Origin of the sequence: Shewanella oneidensis MR-1 (assembly GCF_000146165.2) — a bacterium.
Lineage (GTDB): Bacteria > Pseudomonadota > Gammaproteobacteria > Enterobacterales > Shewanellaceae > Shewanella > Shewanella oneidensis.
The window spans coordinates 1,762,792-1,783,206 of record NC_004347.2 but is presented as its reverse complement, the minus strand read 5'-3'; the positions used below and the strand labels follow the sequence as shown (position 1 = coordinate 1,783,206).

The window sequence follows — 20,415 nt, the reverse complement described above, 5'->3', positions numbered from 1 at the left end:
TGGAATAAAACAAGGATGTTACCAATGAAACCGCCCCAAATGACTCAAGCACAATTAAGCACTCAACCTACTGAGTTGACTCAAAAGACTGCACATAAACATAATTTGGTAAAAACCTTAGTGCAGGATGCAGGAACACTAAATGTATTTACCTTTCAAGCTTGGGTAAAAACACATCAAGGCGGTGTAGTCTTTCAATATTACAGTCAAACAAATAACACAGGCTTTACAATTAATATCAATGCCCTCGGTCATATAGAAACCCTAGTAAATAGCCAACTGTTACAGATTGAAACCATTTCAACTCTAGGAAATTTAAATGATGGCTATTGGCATTTATTATCCATCACCTATCAATATCATGAATTAACCTGTTATATCGATGGTGAAGAAATTCATCTACAGCAACATTCAATACCACTAAGCGATGACAGAAAATTAAAGCTTACAAATGAGACATCAACATTATTCGACGGTGAAATAGTTAATATCAACCTTATTGAACAGTGCTTAACCAAACATCAAATTTTAGATTATTATTTACAGCCACAACACCAAATAACGCTGACTGATAACAACCTTTATATTTACCCCAAAAATCAAATTAAACCAAGTACCAATTTTCATCCTAATTTTGCAACAAGACAAGAGGTCATGCTGATTATTTTTAACGACACCGACTATAACTTTAGTAAGCAGAACTTAAATACTAACAACTTTAAAAAACAGTTACCCCACATTATTCCCGCTCATGAATGTTGCGCCTATATTATTGAGTCCAACTTTGGCCAATGGCCACACTTTATTTATCTGGTTAATTATCATTCAGAAGAAAGTACCAACATTACCCTTAGCTTTGATATTTTAAAATCCCTCACGCCCAATCGCTCACACATTAAGCTACAACTGAGTAATGAGCTTGAATTTGATTGTTTTATAAGCCAATCAACATCCAGCCGACTCACTGCTGAAATTCGTATCAGTGAAAATGTGGTTACCCGTCAAGTCACACATTTTATGCGTTTTATTAACGAGGTACGCAGCCACATTCCCAGCGAAAATATCATTACCGATGGCCAATACTACGCCGAGCAAGATTTTTGGGTGAGTACGGGCCAGCAGATGCTGGCTTACGAAAAAGCCTGCCAACTCTTTAATCGCCGTTTGCAAAAAAAGCCACTCGCGATAATTAAATGCCGCACCCGCCAAGACGTTAAAATCGTTTATAAAACAGCGGTTGACTATCACCTTGCCATTAGCGTGCGCTCCAGCGGCCATGATCACGAAGGCGAAAGTGGCGAAACCAATAGCATAGTGCTCGATCTCGAGTTGATGAACGACATTGAACTCGACCCCATCAGTGGTATTGTGGCTATAGAGCCCGGTTGCACAATAGGAAACATAACCAGCTATCTTGCCCAAAAAGGCTTAATGTTGCCCCATAGCACTAGCGCTTCCCATGCGTTGGCAGGCTTTATTATGGGAGGCGGTTGGGGGCCTTGGTGTCGCAAATACGGCATGTGCTGCGAAGGCTTAGTCCAAGCAGAAATTGTCTTAGGCGTTGGTGAAACCCAAGTTGTATCGGCGGCGAATAAACCCGAATTGCTCTGGGCATTAAAAGGTGGAGGCGGTTTAAGTTACGGTATTGTCACCCGTTTTTTTGTGCAAACCTTTGCCCTCCCCCCAAGCCTGCTCAAATTCGAACTAGAATGGAATCCCTATCTTCAGGACGGCCAACAACTGCAGCAAACCACCCCAACCTTAGGATTATTGGAACGTTGGGAGCAGCTTATTTTGGCCGATAATCACCCGAGTTTGCTGGGCACGAATCTTAAAATTCAGGCCAAATCCGCAATAGTCGAAGAGCAAAAACGCCCCTTAGCGAGCAGTGTTCCAGAAACTGAAGATCCGATGTTTGCCAAGCATAACTGCATTATGTATGGCTATTGGGAAGGAAATCCCGCCAGCCTTGCGCACTTTATCAAAACCCAATTTAGCGAGGTCGGTTTAAAGCCAAGCAGAGTACAAATTGATGCCATGGGCGGCTTAACGCAAGCCTATGGCGATGAATTAATGGAAAGCTGGAATCGCGAAACCATTCAGGATTTACAACCCATCTTGAACCATAGAATGACGGAACTGATTAACGATAAGGATATACAACTCTACAAAAACCAGCGCCAACACGCACAGGATCTGCTTCGCCCCGCGCCCCATAAGGTGACATCACGCTTAGCCCATTCACAGGGATTAAAACAAGGGCATATTGCATTGATTGAAAGCCTAACCTCATCACAACTGATTGAGGATAATAGGCAATTAGGTTTATTTACCTATGTTACCTTAAGCGCGATTACGGGCGACTTTTATCGCACACTGGGTGATGCCAAAAAAACTCAAAGTGCATTTGCCTTTAAAGACCACGCCTATATTGTTCAGTTTCAGGCATGGTGGAACAACGAACTACAGGAACAAGTGCTGATGCAGGCCAACCCTGTTTATACTCGGGTAAACAGAGCACTTGACTGGATTGACAGCTGCCGCGATGCCACTATTGCCAACAGTTCAGGCGCCTTTATTAATTTTAAAGATAATACCATCCCTACTGCCCGTTATTTTGGGAAAAACTATCCATTGTTACAGCAGGTTAAGGCCAGCTATTGCCAAGATCCGTTAAATCATTTTCGCTCGCGTAAGTCGATTATTTAGCAGGCGGTTGAACTTGCTAGCGCAGTCAAGTCATCAATCTCTGCTCGATAGGGGCAGCAACAATCATTGGCACACCGTGCCAACAAAATACTGATAATAGCACTCGATAAGGCTGAGTTTTTGAGGCAAACTCAGCTCCCTTCATCATTGAATTATCTGCATTAAAAGGTGATACATGACCCCGCCACCCACACAGGCCATAGTGCTTGCGATACTGGCAGCAAGCTTGATGGGTACCATTGGCGTATTCGCACGTTTTGCCACCATGCCCGCTGAACATATCACCTTTTATCGGCTATTACTGGGTGCGATGTTTTTAACCGCATATATGCTGTTAACAGGTAAAAGAGACCAGATCCGCCATAGGCCCAGTAAACGCACCTTGATTAATGGTGCTATGCTCGCGGGATTTATGGCTTTTTATATCGAGGCCATTGAATACACCCAAATGGCAACCGTGATCATGATTATCTACCTTGCGCCTGTGGTGACGTCACTCTTTGCCCATTTTGTCTTTAATGAAAGGCTCAACCGATTCAGTATCGCCAGTGTGGCCCTTGCCTTAATGGGCTTTATCTTAATGCTGCCCGTCACCTCGAGCCAGTCGCTATATCAATCTGAAATTATGGGATATTTTTATGCAATACTGGCGCTCATCACCTATAGTGGCTTTATCTTAATCAACCGAAAACCCAGCGCTGTATCACCCTACCAAAGCACACTGGTCCAATTAAGTGTTGGCGCATTATGTTTACTTCCCTTAATGTTAACGACGCCATTAGTACCAAGCCTTAATCAGTTGACTTGGTTGCTAGCGATTGGATTTTTGCCGGGATTTTTAGCGATTCTATGTGCAGTAAAAGCCCTAAACCAACTGCCCTCGGTAACCTATGGCACACTATCCTATGTGGAACCTGTTGTGGTGGTCGTGCTGGCGTGGTGGCTGTTTAATGAAGCCTTAACTGCACAGCAATTGATGGGGGTGGCGCTGATTATACTTGCAGGCATAGCTCAGGGGTGGCAGAGTCAACGTAAAGCGCTAAAAAGTACAAAAGAAACATTGGTTTGCCCTCATGACTAAAAGATAGACTAAATCAGTTGCATAGGAGCATCACTTGAAAAAACTACTCTTAATGATCAGTGTGTTAGTCCTTACTGGCTGCCTAGGCATGCCCAACTACGTCGAACCCGTTAAGGATTTTGAACTCGACCGCTATTTAGGCAAATGGTACGAGATTGCGAGGCTTGACCACTCCTTCGAGCGCGGATTAACCCAAGTCACCGCCGAATACAGCCTTAAGCCCGATGGTGGCGTTAAAGTGATTAATCGGGGCTATTCTGCCGCCAAACAGCAATGGAAAGAGGCCGAAGGTAAAGCCTATTTTGTAAATGGAGAGAACGAAGCTTACTTAAAAGTCTCCTTCTTTGGGCCATTTTATGGCGCCTATGTGGTGTTTGGACTCGACCAACAAAATTATCAATATGCCTTTATCTCTGGACCAGATACCGATTATTTATGGCTATTAGCCCGAACTCCAACCGTATCCCCCGAGGTGATCCAGCAATTTGTCGACATGGCCAAAGCCAAAGGGTTTGATACTGACAGCTTGATTTATGTTGAACAAAAACCCACAGAGGTAAAGCAATAGCCGATTGCCACGGACAAACACGGAAGATAACCTCCATAAACAAAAACGCCGCTCAATAAGCGGCGTTTTTCATCTGAGCACTTAAAGCTAATTAAAACAAGTAATTAGCCTTCGATACCCTTGCTCGCAAGGAACTCATCGTAGGTGCCCTTGAAGTCATTCACCCCGTTTGGCGTGATTTCAAGGATACGGTTTGCCAGTGACGATACGAATGCGCGGTCGTGACTCACAAACAACAGCGTGCCTTCGTATTTTTCCAGCGCGTTGTTTAAGGATTCAATCGATTCCATATCCATGTGGTTAGTCGGTTCGTCGAGCATCAGGATATTTGGCTTTTGCATAATGAGCTTGCCAAATAACATACGGCCCTTTTCACCACCCGACAGCACTTTGACTGACTTTTTAATATCGTCGGCGCTAAACAGCATACGGCCTAAAATACCACGCACCGCTTGGTCATCATCTTCAGGTTTACGCCATTGGCTCATCCACTCGAAGAGGGTCATATCGTTTTCAAAATCAGACTCATGATCCTGCGCGTAGTAACCGATATTACTGTTTTCAGACCATTGGATATGGCCTTCATCCTGTGGAATATCATGGATTAAAGTACGCAGTAGCGTGGTTTTACCTACACCGTTCTCACCGAGGATAGCGATACGCTCGCCCACTTCGACAATCAGGTTTAAGTCTTTAAACAGGGGGGTGTCGTAACCTTTAGCCAAATTCTCAACCACTAAAGCGTTACGGAACAGTTTCTTTTCCTGATCGAAACGAATGAATGGGTTAACACGGCTAGAGGCTTTAACCTCATCCAACTTGATCTTATCGATTTGACGCGCACGCGAAGTCGCTTGTTTAGCCTTAGAAGCGTTGGCAGAGAAGCGCGCCACGAAGGTTTGCAGCTCAGAGATTTGTGCTTTCTTCTTGGCGTTATCGGCCAGCAGACGCTCACGGGCCTGAGTCGCAGCTTGCATATATTCGTCGTAGTTACCTGGGTAAACACGCAGTTCACCGTAGTCTAAGTCCGCCATATGGGTACAGACTGAGTTTAAGAAGTAACGGTCGTGCGAAATGATGATCATGGTGCTGTCGCGTTGGTTCAAGACGTCCTGTAACCAACGGATAGTGTCGATGTCCAAGTTGTTGGTGGGTTCGTCGAGCAGCAGTACATCAGGGTCCGAGAACAGGGCTTGCGCCAATAACACCCGCAGTTTTAAACCTGGGGCAATTTCAGACATTAGACCGAAATGACTTTCGATACCGATACCTACGCCAAGTAGCAGTTCACCGGCACGAGATTCGGCGGTGTAACCGTCCATTTCTGCAAATTCCATTTCAAGGTTTGCCACGGCAATGCCGTCTTCTTCGCTCATCTCTGGCAAAGAGTAGATACGGTCACGCTCTTGCTTGACCTTCCACAGCTCACGGTGGCCCATGATCACTGTGTCAATCAGCGTGTATTCCTCGTAACCGAATTGGTTCTGGCTGAGTTTACCCAGACGCTCATTGACGTCTAAAGATACATTACCGCTGCTCGGCTCTAGATCACCGCAAAGGATCTTCATGAAGGTTGATTTACCGCAGCCGTTCGCACCGATAAGACCGTAACGGTTACCGCCGCCAAATTTAACTGAGATGTTTTCAAACAGTGGCTTAGCGCCAAACTGCATGGTGATATTCGCTGTAGTGATCAAAATGAACTTCCAAATCGAGTTAGGTTGGCCGGACGTCTGGCAGGGCAACTAAGTATAAACCTATTTGCTAAAACCGAGGTGTCCAACCTGAGGGGCAAAAATAAACGTGGCACTATAGCAGTTTGGGCTAAATTATCAACTAAAAAGGCCCAGTTAGCTGCGAATGCTTAAGCTGTTCTGACACATTTTACCCAAGGATAACTGTTTATTTAACCTGCACTTTTGCAAGTAAGACTCAAGATAATCCTATTGGATGACAACTGAATGAACATTACATTTTTAGCCAGACAATCCAAATACCGCCCACTTAACTGGGCCGTATTTTGGGGTACCCACTCACTCGCGTTCGAATAAACGATACCAATACACTAAAGTTTTTGCTGCCTTAAGCGGTTCGCATTGGTGACCACGGTTAAGGAAGACAATGCCATTGCCGCCCCTGCGATCACAGGACTTAGCAGCATCCCCGTCAGCGGATACAGCACCCCAGCCGCGACTGGAATACCGATACTGTTGTAAATAAAGGCACCAAATAGGTTCTGTTTAATATTGGTCATGGTGGCACGGGAGAGCGCAAATAAGTTAGCAATCACTATCAGCTGATGGGACAGCAGTGTCATATCCGCGCTTTCGATCGCCACCTCTGTGCCCGATCCCATTGCGATCCCGACATCGGCGCTCATCAAGGCGGGCGCATCGTTAATGCCATCACCGACCATGGCAACCACGTGCCCTTGCTGTTGTAAGGCTTTAATATGCTGCTGCTTTTGCTCAGGTAATACGCCAGCAATGACTTCCTCGATACCGACTTGCTCCGCAACAGCTTGGGCTGTTTGTGGATTATCCCCCGTCAGCAGCACCACACGGATACCCTGTGAGCGTATTGCGCTAATCGCTTCTTTGGCGTCGGCTTTTATCGGATCGGCAATGGCGATAGTGGCCACTAACTTGCCCGCTTCAGCAACATAAATCGGCGTTTTGCCCTGTTTGGCAAAGTGGGCTGTTGCGTCCAATTCAGAGGTTTCGTTGCTATTGGCCAATACAGTTAAAGGCGGCACCTTAAAAGCTGTCATTAAGGCCTGATTACCAACCAAATAGTCGGTGTAATTAACCCGCCCTTCAATGCCCTTTCCTTGATGATTGGTAAAAATCTCAGTTGCCGGTAATGGAATCGATGCTTGCTTAACATAGCTGACTATCGCATTCGCCAGTGGATGTTCCGAATGCTGCTCAAGGCTTGCAATAGCGCCAAGTAGTGCAGATTTGTCATCTGCGCTAAGTGCTTGCTCGTATTCCCCGTGCCAGTGGATATCGGTGACTTCGGGTTTCCCCTGAGTCACAGTGCCAGTTTTATCGAGCACCACACAATCGACCTTGCTGGCGCTTTGCAGTGCTTCACCATTTTTTACCAATACGCCCATTTGAGCGGCGCGGCCAACTGACACCATGATAGACATCGGTGTCGCCAAGCCTAAGGCACAAGGGCAGGCAATAATCAGCACACTGGTGAGCACCACAAGAGCATGGCTGAGCGCGGGTTCTGGCCCAACAAGATACCAAATTGCTGCCGCGAGTAAGGCGATGACGACGACTGTCGGCACAAACACCGCCGAAATGTTATCGGCCAGACGACCAATCGGCATCTTAGAGGTTTGTGCTTCCTGTACCAGCGCAATGATTTTGGCAAGGCGCGTATCCCGCTGCCCAGCACTGACCCGATAGACTAAACTGCCGTTACCATTGACAGTGCCAGCACTCAGGCTATCGCCCACCTGCTTAGGCACAGGAATAGGCTCGCCCGTCAACATGGCCTCATCGAGTAGAGACTGACCCGACTCCACCACGCCGTCTAAGGCAACCCTGTCGCCTGGGCGAAGTCTGAGTTTATCGCCTAATTTAAGCTGGCTTATCTCAACCTCTTCATCACCATTTTCGCCAATACGAATCGCCCTTGAGGATTGCAGCCCAAGTAAACGTTGCACCGCTTCGCTGGTCTTACCGCGCGCTTTTAATTCAAGGGCATGGCCTAAGTTAATTAAGCCTAAGATCATCACGCTCGCCTCAAAGTACACATGGCGAGTATCCATAGGAAAAGCACTCGGAATAAGTACCATCACCATTGAATATAACCATGCAGTGCTGGTACCTAACACGATTAAGGTATCCATATTGGTGGTTTTGGCCTTAAGCGCGCGCCACATACCCTGATAAAAGTGGCGACCCGTTCCGATTAAAAGAGCCAGCGTGATTAAACCCATTATGCCCCAACCTAGCTGCATGCTGGGGCTATTAATCATCATCTCGCCACCCAGTAATCCCCATAACATCATCGGGATACCGACTGCAAGCGCAGCCACAGCTTGGCGCATGCGCAATTTATATTCCGCCGCATCTTCGATACGCTTTTCCTCGGCCGCCGCCTTAGCATCCACAATCAACTGTGCGGGAAAGCCCGCCTTATCCATCACAGCGAGCGCTGCATCAGGGCTTATCTTGCCATCCACTGTGACTTGTTTATCGGCCAGATTAATACGGGCGCTCACATTCGACTCGGCCGCAAAGGCCTTTTCAATTTTGGCAACACAACCTGCGCAATTCATATTGGCGACGTAGAGTTTTATTTGAGACATAGAAGATCCCTCACTTGCACTTAAACACTTTGGGCTTAAGATAAAGTCTCCCATCACGGGAGAGTCAAGGGTGTTTTTGTGGCAAGTATCACACTTGTATACATGAGTGTTTAGGGCGTGTTGACGTTTCGAGATTAAATTTTGTTCGTTCTGGCAAGTTCGTGCTCGCGAAACGAGGAATGATGTGTCGTTATTCTACTCAAATGACGAGCGGCTCTTATGACAGAAAGTAAGAGCAAGGGCTTGCCAGACGAACCCTTCGGGCAGCATTTGGCTGGCTTTTCTGCCGCGTTATCGTCCGTTTATGTAGAATAACTACACTGCACGGACTTTGCCTTGCATAAAAGCCAGCCAAATTGCTGCAAAAATAACCCTGAAACGTCAACACGCCCTAGTAACAAAAAACAGATAATAACCGAGGTCAAGATGAAAATAGGCGAAGTGGCAAAGCACACAGGGTTAAGCGTTAAAAGCATACGCTACTACCACGATATCGGCCTCGTTTGCGCAGAACGTAACGACGCTGGATACAGGGTGTATCGCCATCGGGATATTGAATCGCTGAAATTTGTACACCAATGCCGCGACTTAGGCTTTAGCCTAGAGGATTGTAAACTCCTACTCGATTTGCGTAATAACGACAGCCGTAATGCCGAGGATGTTAAACAACTGACGCGCAACCATTTGGCTTATGTAGAGTTGCAAATCAGTAAGTTACAAAATCTACGCAGCCAGTTACAACAAATGGTGAGTGAGTGCCAAGGCGGTGAGCAGCCCCACTGCACCATTATTAACAGCCTTAATCATCAACATTAAACACCATTTGGCTTACGCCAAAGACAAAAGCCTACTGAAGAGTAGGCTTTTGCTTTTAATATTAGGGTGTTAATGCGCTTATATTATCGAGTATTAATGGGGGTAATTTACCCGCTGGAGTAAACTTAAACACTTGCCCATAAAAGGCTAACTCAGTTTCTAATCCCGCAGCCTTATGTTCAGGGGTGCGCCCTTCGTCAGAATCATCGCCATAATCGATATAGGCCGTCGGTACGCCTTTAGCTTTAAGGGCATCATAAATTTGCCGTGACTGCGACGTAGGGACAATTTTGTTTCTTAAACTTTGGAAAATCAGCAGCGGCTCATTTAACCCATCTAAATGATTTAGTGGCGATAACTCACGGTATCTGTCTGTATTTTCAGGATATGGCCCGATTAATTGATCCAGATAGCCCGACTCAAATTTATGCGTGCTCTTAGCAAGCTGTTCAACATCGCTGATGCCTTCATAGCTTACACCCGCTTGGAATACATTATAAAAAGCTAAGGATGACATCACGGTCAATCCTCCCGCACTGATCCCGCGAATGGCCAGCTTATTCGCATCGACCCATCCCTTAGCCACTAAGTATTTAGCCGCATTGACCGCATCTTCAACATCGCTTTCCCCCCATTTACCATACAGGCTTTGACGATAGGCGCGACCAAAGCCGCTACTGCCACGGAAATTTAAATCTAACACCGCAAAACCGCGGCTAGTCCAAAATTGGATCTCACTGCGATAGGCTAAACTCGCCCGTGATGTCGGCCCACCATGTAACATCACAATCAGCGGCGGACGGGTATCATGGGGCGGCACGTATTTGGGATTGACGGGACCATAAAAATAACCGTAGGCCTGCTGGTCTTTGCCCGTTGCGAAGGCAATATTTATCGCCCGTGACACATAGTTAGGATTTAAATTGGCGAGTGCTGGCGCATACACAAGTTCGGTACCGCGGCCAACCACCCGGTAAATGCCTTTCTCTGGCGTCGCCTTTGCACCAACAAAATAAACACCGTCTTCACCCTTCACCACTTGAGTGATCTCTGCAAAATCAATTGCAAGGGATTCAGTTAATTCCGAATCTAAGTGAATGCGCAGTAATGCCGCTCGATTGCCTTCAACATAACTAGCAATCAAAGTTGTTGCATTTTCAAAGGCATAATTATGGTTACCTAAACGCCAATCGGGCACCGCAAACTCGGCATTTTTACTCAACACGGGCTCTAAAGTGTAACTTGGAGTGACGCGATAAATGTTCCACCAATTACTGATATCGGAGACCACATATAATTTTCCGTCAGGGCCAAACAAAGGCTGAGCCACCGAAGACGCCTCCGGTGTACTTACCTTGCGAACATTTTTTAATTGGCCTTTGCGGTCAAGCTCCCCAAGCCACAGCACACTGTTATCCCATGGCATATAAGGATGTTCCCATGTGATCCACGCCAGTTGGGTGTTATCGGGTGAAATGGTCGGGGAAGAGATAAAGTCATGTCCCGAGACAAAGGTATCGCCTTCACCAGCAAAGTTAAGATTGATGGTCACTAGGCTCGCTTTCGGTTCCCCCCCCTGACGATGATCTTCACGCACGCAGATAATTCGTGAGCCCTTAGGATAAGCCACGCAATCAGCATGGCGCGTGCCATTGGGGGTTAACGGCAAAGGCGGCTGGTTAGGGGCAAAACGGTAAAACAGCTGATCCTGCATTTTGGTGGCAAAGAGGCTCTTGCCTATACCCAAAAACGCTGCACCGCCATATTCATGCACAGTGGATTTAACATTAAAATCCGGCAAAACCACTTGAGTGACTTTACCAAGGCCGTCGAGGCGCTTGATGCCCACCTTGCCTTGGTCGCGCCCACTCGATTCGGCAAAATAAATCGCATTACCTACGCTTTGTAATTCTGCAATATCATCGGTTTGTTTAAAGACATCAGCCGCAGACAAAGGTGATTGCCAGCTACCATAGGGGGCAACTTTAATTTCGCCGTTTTCCTTGGCGGGTTGAGCATGTGTATCCGTACGCTCACATCCGCAGAGTAGCAACAAAGCCGCACTCAGCAGATATGGAAGATAGCGTCCTAAACCCATTGTATTCCCCAAGTTTGCAAACTAAACAAACCAAAATCGAAACGAAAGAGATGCAAATGCCCTTAAGGGCTTATTTTTTAACTTTTTTAACTTTTTTAACAAACCATTTAAGTACATTAGCCTGTTGTTCTTGCGTCAGGCCACAATAAATACAAATCCAAGGCGAAAGTAAAAAAAACCACGGGATCACCGCGACCGAACGACCACTGAAGAGGAGAAAAAAGAAGCCGCCGTAGATCACTACGACACCTAAGGCACCGACAATTAACATCATGCGTTTGGTGATTTTTTCAAGCCATAGGGCCTTATCCTGCCATGACATTCAGATAAGCAACTCCAACACCATAACGTCAACCCTATATGTAAAGTTATGTAAAAAAAGTGGAGTGCGATTGTTGAAGGATTGCCCTTAAATGTCAACTCCCATCCATAATTCCATTGAACTAAAAGTGTCAAAACTAGCGCTATCTTTACCTAACAAAAAACCGAGCAATCGCTCGGTTTTCTTGATTATCAATAAGATAATCTTTTATAAGCGGATACCGCCATCCACCTCGAACACACGACCATTTACGTAATCGTTTTCAATAATAAAGCGTACGGTAGAAGCTATTTCCTCCGCATGACCCAAACGGCCAACGGGTACGAGCTTCTCTAAACGCTCAAGCGCTTCCGGTTTCATTGCAGCCGTCATTTCGGTCGCAATCACCCCTGGTGCCACCGCTGCGCTACGGATATTGTAACGGGCCAGCTCTTTTGCCCAACCGACAGACATCGCCGCCACACCCGCTTTGGAGGCCGCATAGTTGGATTGTCCCACGTTGCCTGCTTTGGCAAGACTAGAAATGTTAACAATCACCCCAGCTTGTCCCGATTCAATCATTGCGGCAGCCGCTTCACGGCCACAGAGGAATGTACCGGTAAGGTTAACATTGATCACCGATTGGAACTGGTCGAATGACATACGATCTGTCACCTTGCCGTCTTTGGCTTTGACTAACATGCCATCACGTAGAATGCCGGCATTATTGACTAACACGTTGATTTTGCCAAAATCTTCCAATATGTAGGCAAAACCTGCAACCACGTCTTCTTCATCAGTAATATCTAACGCATAACCTTGGACTTCTGTGGATGAGCCTAAATCGGCACAGGCGCGTTCTAGCTTGTCTTGATCCACATCGATAAGCGCCAACTTAGCACCCGCCTGCGCAAAATTATGCGCCATCGCTAAGCCTAAACCACCCGCGCCGCCAGTAATGACGACAACCTTATCTTTTAAATCCATCTGGTTATCCCTTGTTTTTAATGTCTATTTCTTAAGTGGAGCAAATTGTTCAAAAATACTGGAGAAATCTCGGTGGCCATTGCCTTGTCTTGCATGGCTGACATACAAACTGCGAGCAAGAGCTCCCATTGGCGTGCTCGAATTGCTCAATAATGCGGCCTCGAAGGAAAGGCCGAGATCTTTAACCATCAAATCTACCATAAAACCACCCTGATAGCCCTTAGAAGAAGGCACATTCTCCATCACGCCTGGACAAGGGTTATACTTTTCGAGCGTCCAGTTACCGCCGCTGCTGACCTTCATAATGTTCGACAACACTTTTGGATCGAGGCCATGGTCTATCCCCATTTGCAGCGCTTCAGATGTACCGACCATCAACACAGATAACAGCATGTTATTGCAGATTTTAGCAATTTGCCCAGCGCCTGGACCACCCGCATGGAAGATATTTTTGCCCATGGCATTCAGTACAGGTTGCGCGCGCTCAAAGGCTGTATCCGAACCACCGCAAATAAAGGTTAAGGTACCCGCTGCTGCGCCAGAAGTGCCACCTGAAACGGGGGCATCCATAAACTCGAGCCCATTCTTGGCCGCTTGCGTTGCCACCAGCTGAGCACTTTGGGCGTCAATGGTCGAACAATCAATCAGTAAGGTATCGCTGGCTACCACATCGAGCAGACCTTTTTCGCTACCGCTGCCTAAATATAAATTTTTGACATGCTTACCTGCGGGCAGCATAGTGATCACCACGTTTGCACCCGCCGCCGCGCCACATGCTGTGCTTGACACTAATGCACCTTGCTCCGCCAAGGTTTGCATGGCCGTATGCACTAAGTCGAACACACGTACTGTCATGCCCGCTTTTAATAAATTGGCCGCCATTGGGCCGCCCATATTACCTAAACCGATAAATGCTACTGTACTCATGCCATGACTCCTGTGTTCTATTGTTTTTTTTATTCAAGATAGAATGGCAGGCTAAGCGTTTGCTTTACCTGCCATCGATTGGCTTAGCTTAATTGGCTTAAGGGATGCTCTTCCCCCCAAGGTGAGGTCAAAATGTCCTCAATAACACTGTTGGGTACAGATTGCACATCCGCGAACTGCCACTTAGGCTGTTTGTCTTTATCAATCAACAGTGCACGCACCCCTTCGCAGAAATCTCCCTTAGCGCAAACATTGACGCTAACGGTTAATTCCCATTTAAAACATTGCGCTAGGCTGAGTTTAGTGCCTAGCTGGGTTTGGATATACGCCAAATGCCAACTGATTGGGCTACCCGCCAACATGGTCGCGCACGCCTTACTTAACCACGCTTCATCGGTGCTTAAGGTCGACATCCGCGTGACGATATCCGTTAAACTCCCTGCCATCAGCCTGTCGATCATCTCTTGACTCTCGGCCAATACACTGTCGCCCTTAGGAATATCCACTTGGTTAGACAGTTCGTTGATCATCGTATCGAGTCGTTGATGATTGAGTGCAGGCGAGTCACTCCAATCGAGGGTCGCCATGGCATCGAACATCAATTCTTTGTCATCACGGTTTAGATAATGATCGGCAAGGCCAACATAGCAGGCATCGGCGGCATTCATATGATAGGCCGTTAGCCCTAAAAACAGCCCCATTTTCCCCGGCATACGATTAAGGAAATAACTGCCACCAACATCGGGATAAAGCCCGATGGTGACTTCTGGCATAGCGATACGGGAGGTTTCTGTCACCACTTTGTGGCTGGCACCCGCCATCAGGCCGAGTCCACCGCCCATCACAATGCCATCACCCCATACCAGCACAGGTTTACCATAGGTATGCAGTAGATAATCGAGACGATATTCTTCTTCAAAGAATACTTTAGCGACCTCAGTCACTTGTCCCTTAGCGGCAACTGAGGCGTGATATAACGCCCGCACATCGCCACCCGCACAAAACGCCTTTTCTCCGCTGCCATCCAGTACCACACAGGCGATTAACGGATCTTTTTTCCACAAATTGAGCTGCACCGTCATGGCCCGAACCATATCAAGATCCAAGGCGTTGAGGGCTTTTTCAACATTGAGCGTCACCACCCCAACTAATTTGCCCGAGGCGGTGGCTAAAGTTTGAAAAACCACATTTTGAGTGGCGAACGAGTGTGCAGCCTTATCTACTAAGTTTGTCATTAGCGGTTCTTCCAATCAGCTTTACGTTTCTCCAAAAACGCGTTCACGCCTTCGGCCTGATCTTCAGTATCGAACAAACCGACAAACAGTTCATGCTCTATTGGTAAGGCTTGGCTACGGGGCATTTGACGCCCCGCTTGGATAAGTGTCTTACAGGCGGTGACGCTGCTTGGGCTCTGATTGGCCACTTTGGCTGCAAGAGCTATCGCCGCATTTAAGGCTTCACCCGTTTCGACAACTTCCTCGACTAGACGCAAATTCAGCGCTTGGGCGGCATTCACACGCTCACCACATAAAATCATCCGCTTAGCCCAACCCTCGCCCACCAGCGCAGTGAGATTCTGTGTCCCGCCCGCGCAGGGCAGCAGGCCAACCGTCGCCTCTGGCAGTGCCATCACGGCTTGGGTTTCAGCGATACGAATATCACAGGCCAGAGCGACTTCTAAGCCTCCGCCCATGGCATAACCGTTAATGGCGGCAATCGACACGCCGCGGAACTGGCTTAAGGTTTCAAACGCTTCGCCAAAGTGTTTTGCCATGCTCGCCGCATTACCCTTATCACCGTCGCTAAACAGTTTTAAATCGGCGCCCGCGGAGAAAAACTTGTTGCCCTCGCCAGTTAACACCAGCGCATAAATGTCCTTATTGGCATTGAGTTCCAGCACTTTGGCCTTAAGCGCCTGTAGACTTTGGGCGGTCCACGTATTGGCCGGCGGATTGTTCATGGTCAGAATGGCCGTATGGCCTTCAATTCGCTCAACTAAATAGTCCATCTGTTTCAACTCCTTGGTGTTATCCCCAACCCCTTGCATCCGATAAAACGTATTAGAGGATTTGTCCGGCATTCTCGTCGAGTAAACGACGGGCGATAATGAGGCGCATAATCTCGTTAGTGCCCTCTAAAATCTGATGTACACGAACATCTCGGAAATGACGCTCTAACGGATACTCCCTGATATAGCCATATCCGCCATGAATTTGCAGCGCCGCATCGCAAACTTGAAAGCCCACATCGGTGGCAAACCGCTTCGCCATCGCACAATAGGCAGTGCCTTCTGGGTCGCCACTGTCGAGTTTAAAAGCGGCTAAACGCACCATTTGGCGAGCGGCGACTAATTCAGTTGCCATATCAGCCAGCTTAAATTGCAGCGCTTGAAAAGCGGCCAATGGCTTACCAAATTGTTGACGTTCATTCATGTACTGGCTTGCACGCTCAAGAGCGGCCTGCGCCGTACCCACTGAGCAGGTAGCAATATTGATGCGGCCACCGTCTAAGCCTTTCATCGCAAAGGTAAAACCTTGGCCTTCTTCACCGAGTAAGTTTGCAACTGGCACTCGCACGTTATCAAAGGTAACTAAGCGAGTCGGCTGCGCGTTCCAGCCCATTTTATCTTCAGCCTTGCCATAGATAATGCCTTCACTGTCGGCAGGGATCGCAATCGCCGAAATGCCCTTTGGCCCGGCTTGCCCCGTGCGGCACATTACGACTAAAAGCTCAGTAGAACCCGCGCCCGAGATAAACATCTTAGAGCCAGAAACCACGTATTCATCACCATCAGGCACCGCTTTGGTTTGCAAAGATGCCGCATCCGAGCCAGCGCCTGGCTCCGTTAAGCAGTAAGACGCCAGCATTTGCCCAGTGGTCAAGGGCTCAGACCAAGCTTGACGCAAAGTCTCTGTGCCCCAAGTGGTCACCATCCAAGTGGCCATATTGTGGATTGTCAGCATGGCGGTCGTAGCAGTACAGCCCTTAGAGAGCTCTTCGAAAATAATCGAGGCATCTAAGCGCGACAGGCCCATGCCGCCTTCCGATTCTGGGGAATACAGGGAGCAGAAACCCAGCTCACCGGCTTTTTGGATCACATCCTTCGGGAAATGATGTTCTTCGTCCCATTTGGCGGCAAAAGGGGCGAGTTCGTCGGTGGCAAACTGGCGAGCTAGCTCAGCAAATTGGCGTTGGTCTTCGTTGAAATTAAAATCCATTTGGCTCTCCTATGACTCTATGGCCATTTCTTTTCGTAAATGACTTTTGCGTAATAAACCGTGAGTTTATCAGCAAGTTATTCATCATCAGGCGCCAACCATGCGCCACTTTGGATGAATAACTTGCTGTTTAACAATGCGTTGAAACTTTTTTTAAACGGCTTAGCGCAAGTTAATGCTCATATTAGGGCCAGCGGCCACCGCAATGTCCGACTCGAACCAGCGAGCGGTAATGGTTTTAGTTTCAGTGTAGAAACGCACCGCTTGCTTACCGTAGGCGTGTTGGTCGCCGTAAAAACTGCCCTTCCAACCGGTGAACGAGAAGAAAGGTAATGGCACAGGGATAGGCACGTTAATGCCCACTTGGCCGACTTCGATTTCGTGTTGATATTTACGCGCCGCAGCGCCGCTTGCGGTAAAAATAGACGTGCCATTGCCGTAGGGGCTGGCGTTAACGAGTTCGATCGCATCTTCTAATGAATCGGATTCCATACAGCAGAGCACGGGGCCAAAGATTTCTTCTTTGTAGATGCTCATATCGGTCGTGACCTTAGTGAACATGGTAGGTCCTACCCAGTTGCCGGACTCGAAACCCGCCACAGTAAAATCACTGCCATCGAGTAAACACTGCGCGCCCTCTTCCTTACCTTGGGCGATAAGTTTGAGCACGCGCACTTTGGCAGCAGGGCTTATCAGCGGACCGTAACCGGCGTCTTTATCGTCCCATAAACCTGGGCGAACCTTCGCCAGCGCTTCTTTGAGCTCTGGGATCCACTCTTTAGCTGCGCCGACAAATACCGCGACCGAAATAGCCATACAGCGTTGCCCCGCCGCGCCGACAGAAGCGCCGACTAAGTTGTTGATCACTTGCTGTTTGTTTGCATCAGGCATGATCACGCAGTGGTTTTTTGCCCCTGCAAAGGCTTGCACGCGTTTTAAGTTATCGGTACCGGTTTTGTAGATGTATTGGCCAACAGCGACGGAGCCCACGAAGGAAATCGCCTTAACCGCAGGGTCTGCCAGTAGAATATCCACCGCCGTCTTATCACCATGGATCAGTTGCAGTACGCCCTTTGGCGCGCCCGCTTCGACAAATAGCTCAACTAAACGCTGCGGCGTCATAGGGTCTTGCTCTGATGGCTTAAGGATGAAAGTGTTACCGCAGGCAATCGCCAGTGGGAACATCCACAAAGGGATCATCGCAGGGAAGTTAAACGGCGTGATACCCGCACACACACCAAGAGGCTGAGTGTAGCTGTAGGTATCGATAGAACGTGCAACGTTTTCAACGGTTTCACCCATCAGTAATGAGGCAATGTTGCAGGCATGTTCCGCCACTTCAATCCCGCGCCAGACATCGCCCTTGGCATCTTCAAAGGTTTTACCGGTTTCATGGGCAAGGATGGTCGCTAACTCATCGTGGTGCTCTTTTAGTAAGTGTTGGTAGCGCAACATGACACGGGCACGCTCAGAGACAGGCACTTCTTTCCATGTTTTAAAGGCCGCCTTGGCACTGGCAATGGCCGCATGGACTTCATCGGCCGTGGCGCTATTAATAACGGCAATCGTCGCGTTATTGGCAGGATTGGTCACCACGATTTGTGATGTACCCGTGCCTGCAGTGAATTCGCCATCAATGTAATGCTTAACTTGTGTGGTCATGTTGCAATCCTTTCCTTGTTTAGGGTAGAGCTGGCGGTGCGATATTATGTTTATCCTCAGCGGGATGTTTGCCCTTGCCAGCTCAGTCTTGGTCTTGTTGATTTAGCCGTTTTTGAGTTTGCGATAAAGCGTTTAATTAGACTTCAATAGCCATAGCCGTCGCTTCACCACCACCGATACAGAGCGACGCTACACCGCGCTTAAGTCCGCGGGCTTTAAGTGCATGGATTAAGGTCACCAGTAAACGCGCGCCCGAGCAACCGATAGGATGACCTAAGGCACAAGCGCCGCCATTCACGTTGACTTTTGTCATATCTAAACCTAATTCAGAAACGGCCAGCATAGTCACCATGGCGAAGGCTTCGTTGATCTCAAACAGATCAACTTCATCCTTTGACCAGCCCACATTACTCAATAGTTTTGCCATCGCGCCAACGGGTGCGGTGGTAAAAAGTGCAGGCTCCTGCGCATGGGTAGTGTGGCCCTTGATGGTGGCGAGCACAGTTAAGCCTAACTGCTCAGCATTGGCGCGCGTTGTTAACATCAGCGCCGCTGCACCATCGGAAATCGAGCTGGAGTTTGCCGCAGTAATAGTGCCATCTTTAGCAAAGGCTGGACGCAACGTGGGGATTTTTTCAGGGCGAGCGTTACCTGGCTGCTCATCGGTATCAATAGTCACGTCACCACGGCGATCGCTTACCGTTACGGGCACTATCTCCGTTTTGAAAGCACCAGAATTAATGGCAGCGTTGGCTTTTTCGAGTGAGCTTAAAGCAAACGCATCCATTTGCTCGCGAGTGATACCAAATTCATCGGCGGTTTTCTGGGCGAATGTGCCCATAGCGCCGCCAGTGTAAGCATCTTCTAAACCGTCGAGGAACATATGATCTAACACTTTGCCATGGCCCATACGTATACCAGCGCGCGCTTTGTCGAGCAAGTAAGGTGCTTGGCTCATGCTTTCCATACCACCAGCAATCACCACCTTAGCACTGCCCGCTTTAATCAAATCATGGGCAAGCATCACCGTTTTCATCCCTGAACCACAGACCTTGTTCACTGTGGTTGCACCCACAGACAGCGGTAAACCTGCCCCTAAGGTTGCTTGGCGCGCAGGCGCTTGACCAAGACCCGCTGGCAATACGCAGCCCATCAACACCTCATCGACCTTGTCAGGCGCAACTTGGGTATCGGCTAACAGGGCTTTGATTGCTGTGGCCGCTAAGCTCAGAGAAGTGATGCCAGACAAACTGCCTTGAAAACTACCCATTGGGGTGCGTTTAGCGGCAACAATAACGATCTCTTGGTTTAATAGTTCAGTACTCATGGAGACTCCAAGCTAAATGTGCCTTGGCGGTAATACACGCCATTGGCGGATAAAGTGTGACAATGAAACCACTCTGACGTTTACGCGAACGTAAAGCAAGTATTCCTTGGTCTAATTTATCGATTTTATCTAAGCCGCATTGTCAGTCAGGATTTACAGTCGAGAGGCCTTAACGGCATTTGAAATGGTGACAAGGAGGAAGTGACTCAATAAAAGCGCTTGGCTTGCAGCCGAAACAAAACCTTACCAGCGGATGATGAACAGCGCTAAAGACAAATGAGGTAAACAGGCGAGCAAACAGTGGCTAAACGAATGGTAAATTTATCAGTCAGCTCAAATGATTCAAGCAAACAGAAACAGCATAGCAAGGTGATTCTACAGGCATTGAGCTCAA

The 20,415-nt window shown here is 47.9% G+C and carries 15 protein-coding genes; 4 read left to right on the top strand and 11 right to left on the bottom strand.

What is annotated here, in order from left to right; translation table 11 throughout:
- Positions 1–24 precede the first annotated feature (24 nt).
- The 3 genes from SO_RS07810 to SO_RS07800 all read left to right on the top strand — a co-directional run bounded on the left by SO_RS07810 (position 25) and on the right by SO_RS07800 (position 4,358).
- Entirely contained in the window at positions 25–2,709 is a 2,685-nt protein-coding gene (locus SO_RS07810; RefSeq protein WP_011071841.1) for an FAD-binding protein, read from the top strand.
- A gap of 175 nt (positions 2,710–2,884) precedes the next feature.
- Positions 2,885–3,790 carry a DMT family transporter gene (locus SO_RS07805; RefSeq protein ID WP_011071840.1) on the top strand — a complete coding sequence of 302 codons (906 nt, stop codon included), beginning with the start codon at positions 2,885–2,887 and terminating at the stop codon, positions 3,788–3,790.
- A gap of 34 nt (positions 3,791–3,824) precedes the next feature.
- Complete coding sequence (locus SO_RS07800; protein ID WP_011071839.1) at positions 3,825–4,358, top strand: lipocalin family protein; 534 nt, start codon at positions 3,825–3,827, stop codon at positions 4,356–4,358.
- Positions 4,359–4,462: 104 nt separating this feature from the next.
- Here SO_RS07800 and SO_RS07795 read toward each other — a convergent pair whose 3' ends face one another.
- Positions 4,463–6,055 carry an ABC-F family ATPase gene (locus tag SO_RS07795; protein ID WP_011071838.1) on the bottom strand — a complete coding sequence of 531 codons (1,593 nt, stop codon included), beginning with the start codon at positions 6,053–6,055 and terminating at the stop codon, positions 4,463–4,465.
- A 368-nt stretch (positions 6,056–6,423) separates the two neighbouring features.
- On the bottom strand, positions 6,424–8,685 hold the full coding sequence (locus SO_RS07790) for a heavy metal translocating P-type ATPase (RefSeq protein ID WP_011071837.1): 2,262 nt from the start codon (positions 8,683–8,685) through the stop codon (positions 6,424–6,426).
- 426 nt (positions 8,686–9,111) lie between these two features.
- On the opposite strand from SO_RS07790, the gene SO_RS07785 reads away from it, so the two are divergent.
- On the top strand, positions 9,112–9,501 hold the full coding sequence (locus tag SO_RS07785; RefSeq protein ID WP_011071836.1) for a Cu(I)-responsive transcriptional regulator: 390 nt from the start codon (positions 9,112–9,114) through the stop codon (positions 9,499–9,501).
- A gap of 61 nt (positions 9,502–9,562) precedes the next feature.
- Here the strand turns inward: SO_RS07785 and SO_RS07780 are convergent, their stop codons facing one another.
- From SO_RS07780 to SO_RS07740, 9 genes are all read right to left on the bottom strand, one after another.
- Entirely contained in the window at positions 9,563–11,599 is a 2,037-nt protein-coding gene (locus SO_RS07780; protein ID WP_011071835.1) for a S9 family peptidase, read from the bottom strand.
- A gap of 70 nt (positions 11,600–11,669) precedes the next feature.
- Positions 11,670–11,921 (bottom strand): hypothetical protein, encoded by a 252-nt coding sequence (locus SO_RS07775; RefSeq protein ID WP_011071834.1) that lies wholly within the window; start codon positions 11,919–11,921, stop codon positions 11,670–11,672.
- 207 nt (positions 11,922–12,128) lie between these two features.
- Positions 12,129–12,887, bottom strand: coding sequence for an SDR family oxidoreductase (locus SO_RS07770; RefSeq protein WP_011071833.1), 759 nt, complete (start codon positions 12,885–12,887; stop codon positions 12,129–12,131).
- Between the two features lie 24 nt (positions 12,888–12,911).
- A complete protein-coding gene (gene mmsB / locus SO_RS07765) occupies positions 12,912–13,814 on the bottom strand; it encodes a 3-hydroxyisobutyrate dehydrogenase (RefSeq protein ID WP_011071832.1) in 903 nt (300 codons plus the stop codon).
- Between the two features lie 83 nt (positions 13,815–13,897).
- Positions 13,898–15,049 (bottom strand): enoyl-CoA hydratase/isomerase family protein, encoded by a 1,152-nt coding sequence (locus tag SO_RS07760; protein ID WP_011071831.1) that lies wholly within the window; start codon positions 15,047–15,049, stop codon positions 13,898–13,900.
- Positions 15,049–15,822: an enoyl-CoA hydratase gene (locus SO_RS07755; protein WP_011071830.1), complete on the bottom strand. Its 774-nt coding sequence runs from the start codon at positions 15,820–15,822 to the stop codon at positions 15,049–15,051. Before SO_RS07755 ends, SO_RS07760 begins: the two co-directional genes overlap by 1 nt.
- A 52-nt stretch (positions 15,823–15,874) precedes the next feature.
- Positions 15,875–17,032 carry an acyl-CoA dehydrogenase family protein gene (locus SO_RS07750; protein ID WP_011071829.1) on the bottom strand — a complete coding sequence of 386 codons (1,158 nt, stop codon included), beginning with the start codon at positions 17,030–17,032 and terminating at the stop codon, positions 15,875–15,877.
- A 162-nt stretch (positions 17,033–17,194) separates the two neighbouring features.
- Positions 17,195–18,694 carry a CoA-acylating methylmalonate-semialdehyde dehydrogenase gene (locus tag SO_RS07745; protein ID WP_011071828.1) on the bottom strand — a complete coding sequence of 500 codons (1,500 nt, stop codon included), beginning with the start codon at positions 18,692–18,694 and terminating at the stop codon, positions 17,195–17,197.
- A gap of 136 nt (positions 18,695–18,830) precedes the next feature.
- Positions 18,831–20,021 carry a thiolase family protein gene (locus SO_RS07740; protein WP_011071827.1) on the bottom strand — a complete coding sequence of 397 codons (1,191 nt, stop codon included), beginning with the start codon at positions 20,019–20,021 and terminating at the stop codon, positions 18,831–18,833.
- Positions 20,022–20,415 lie beyond the last annotated feature (394 nt).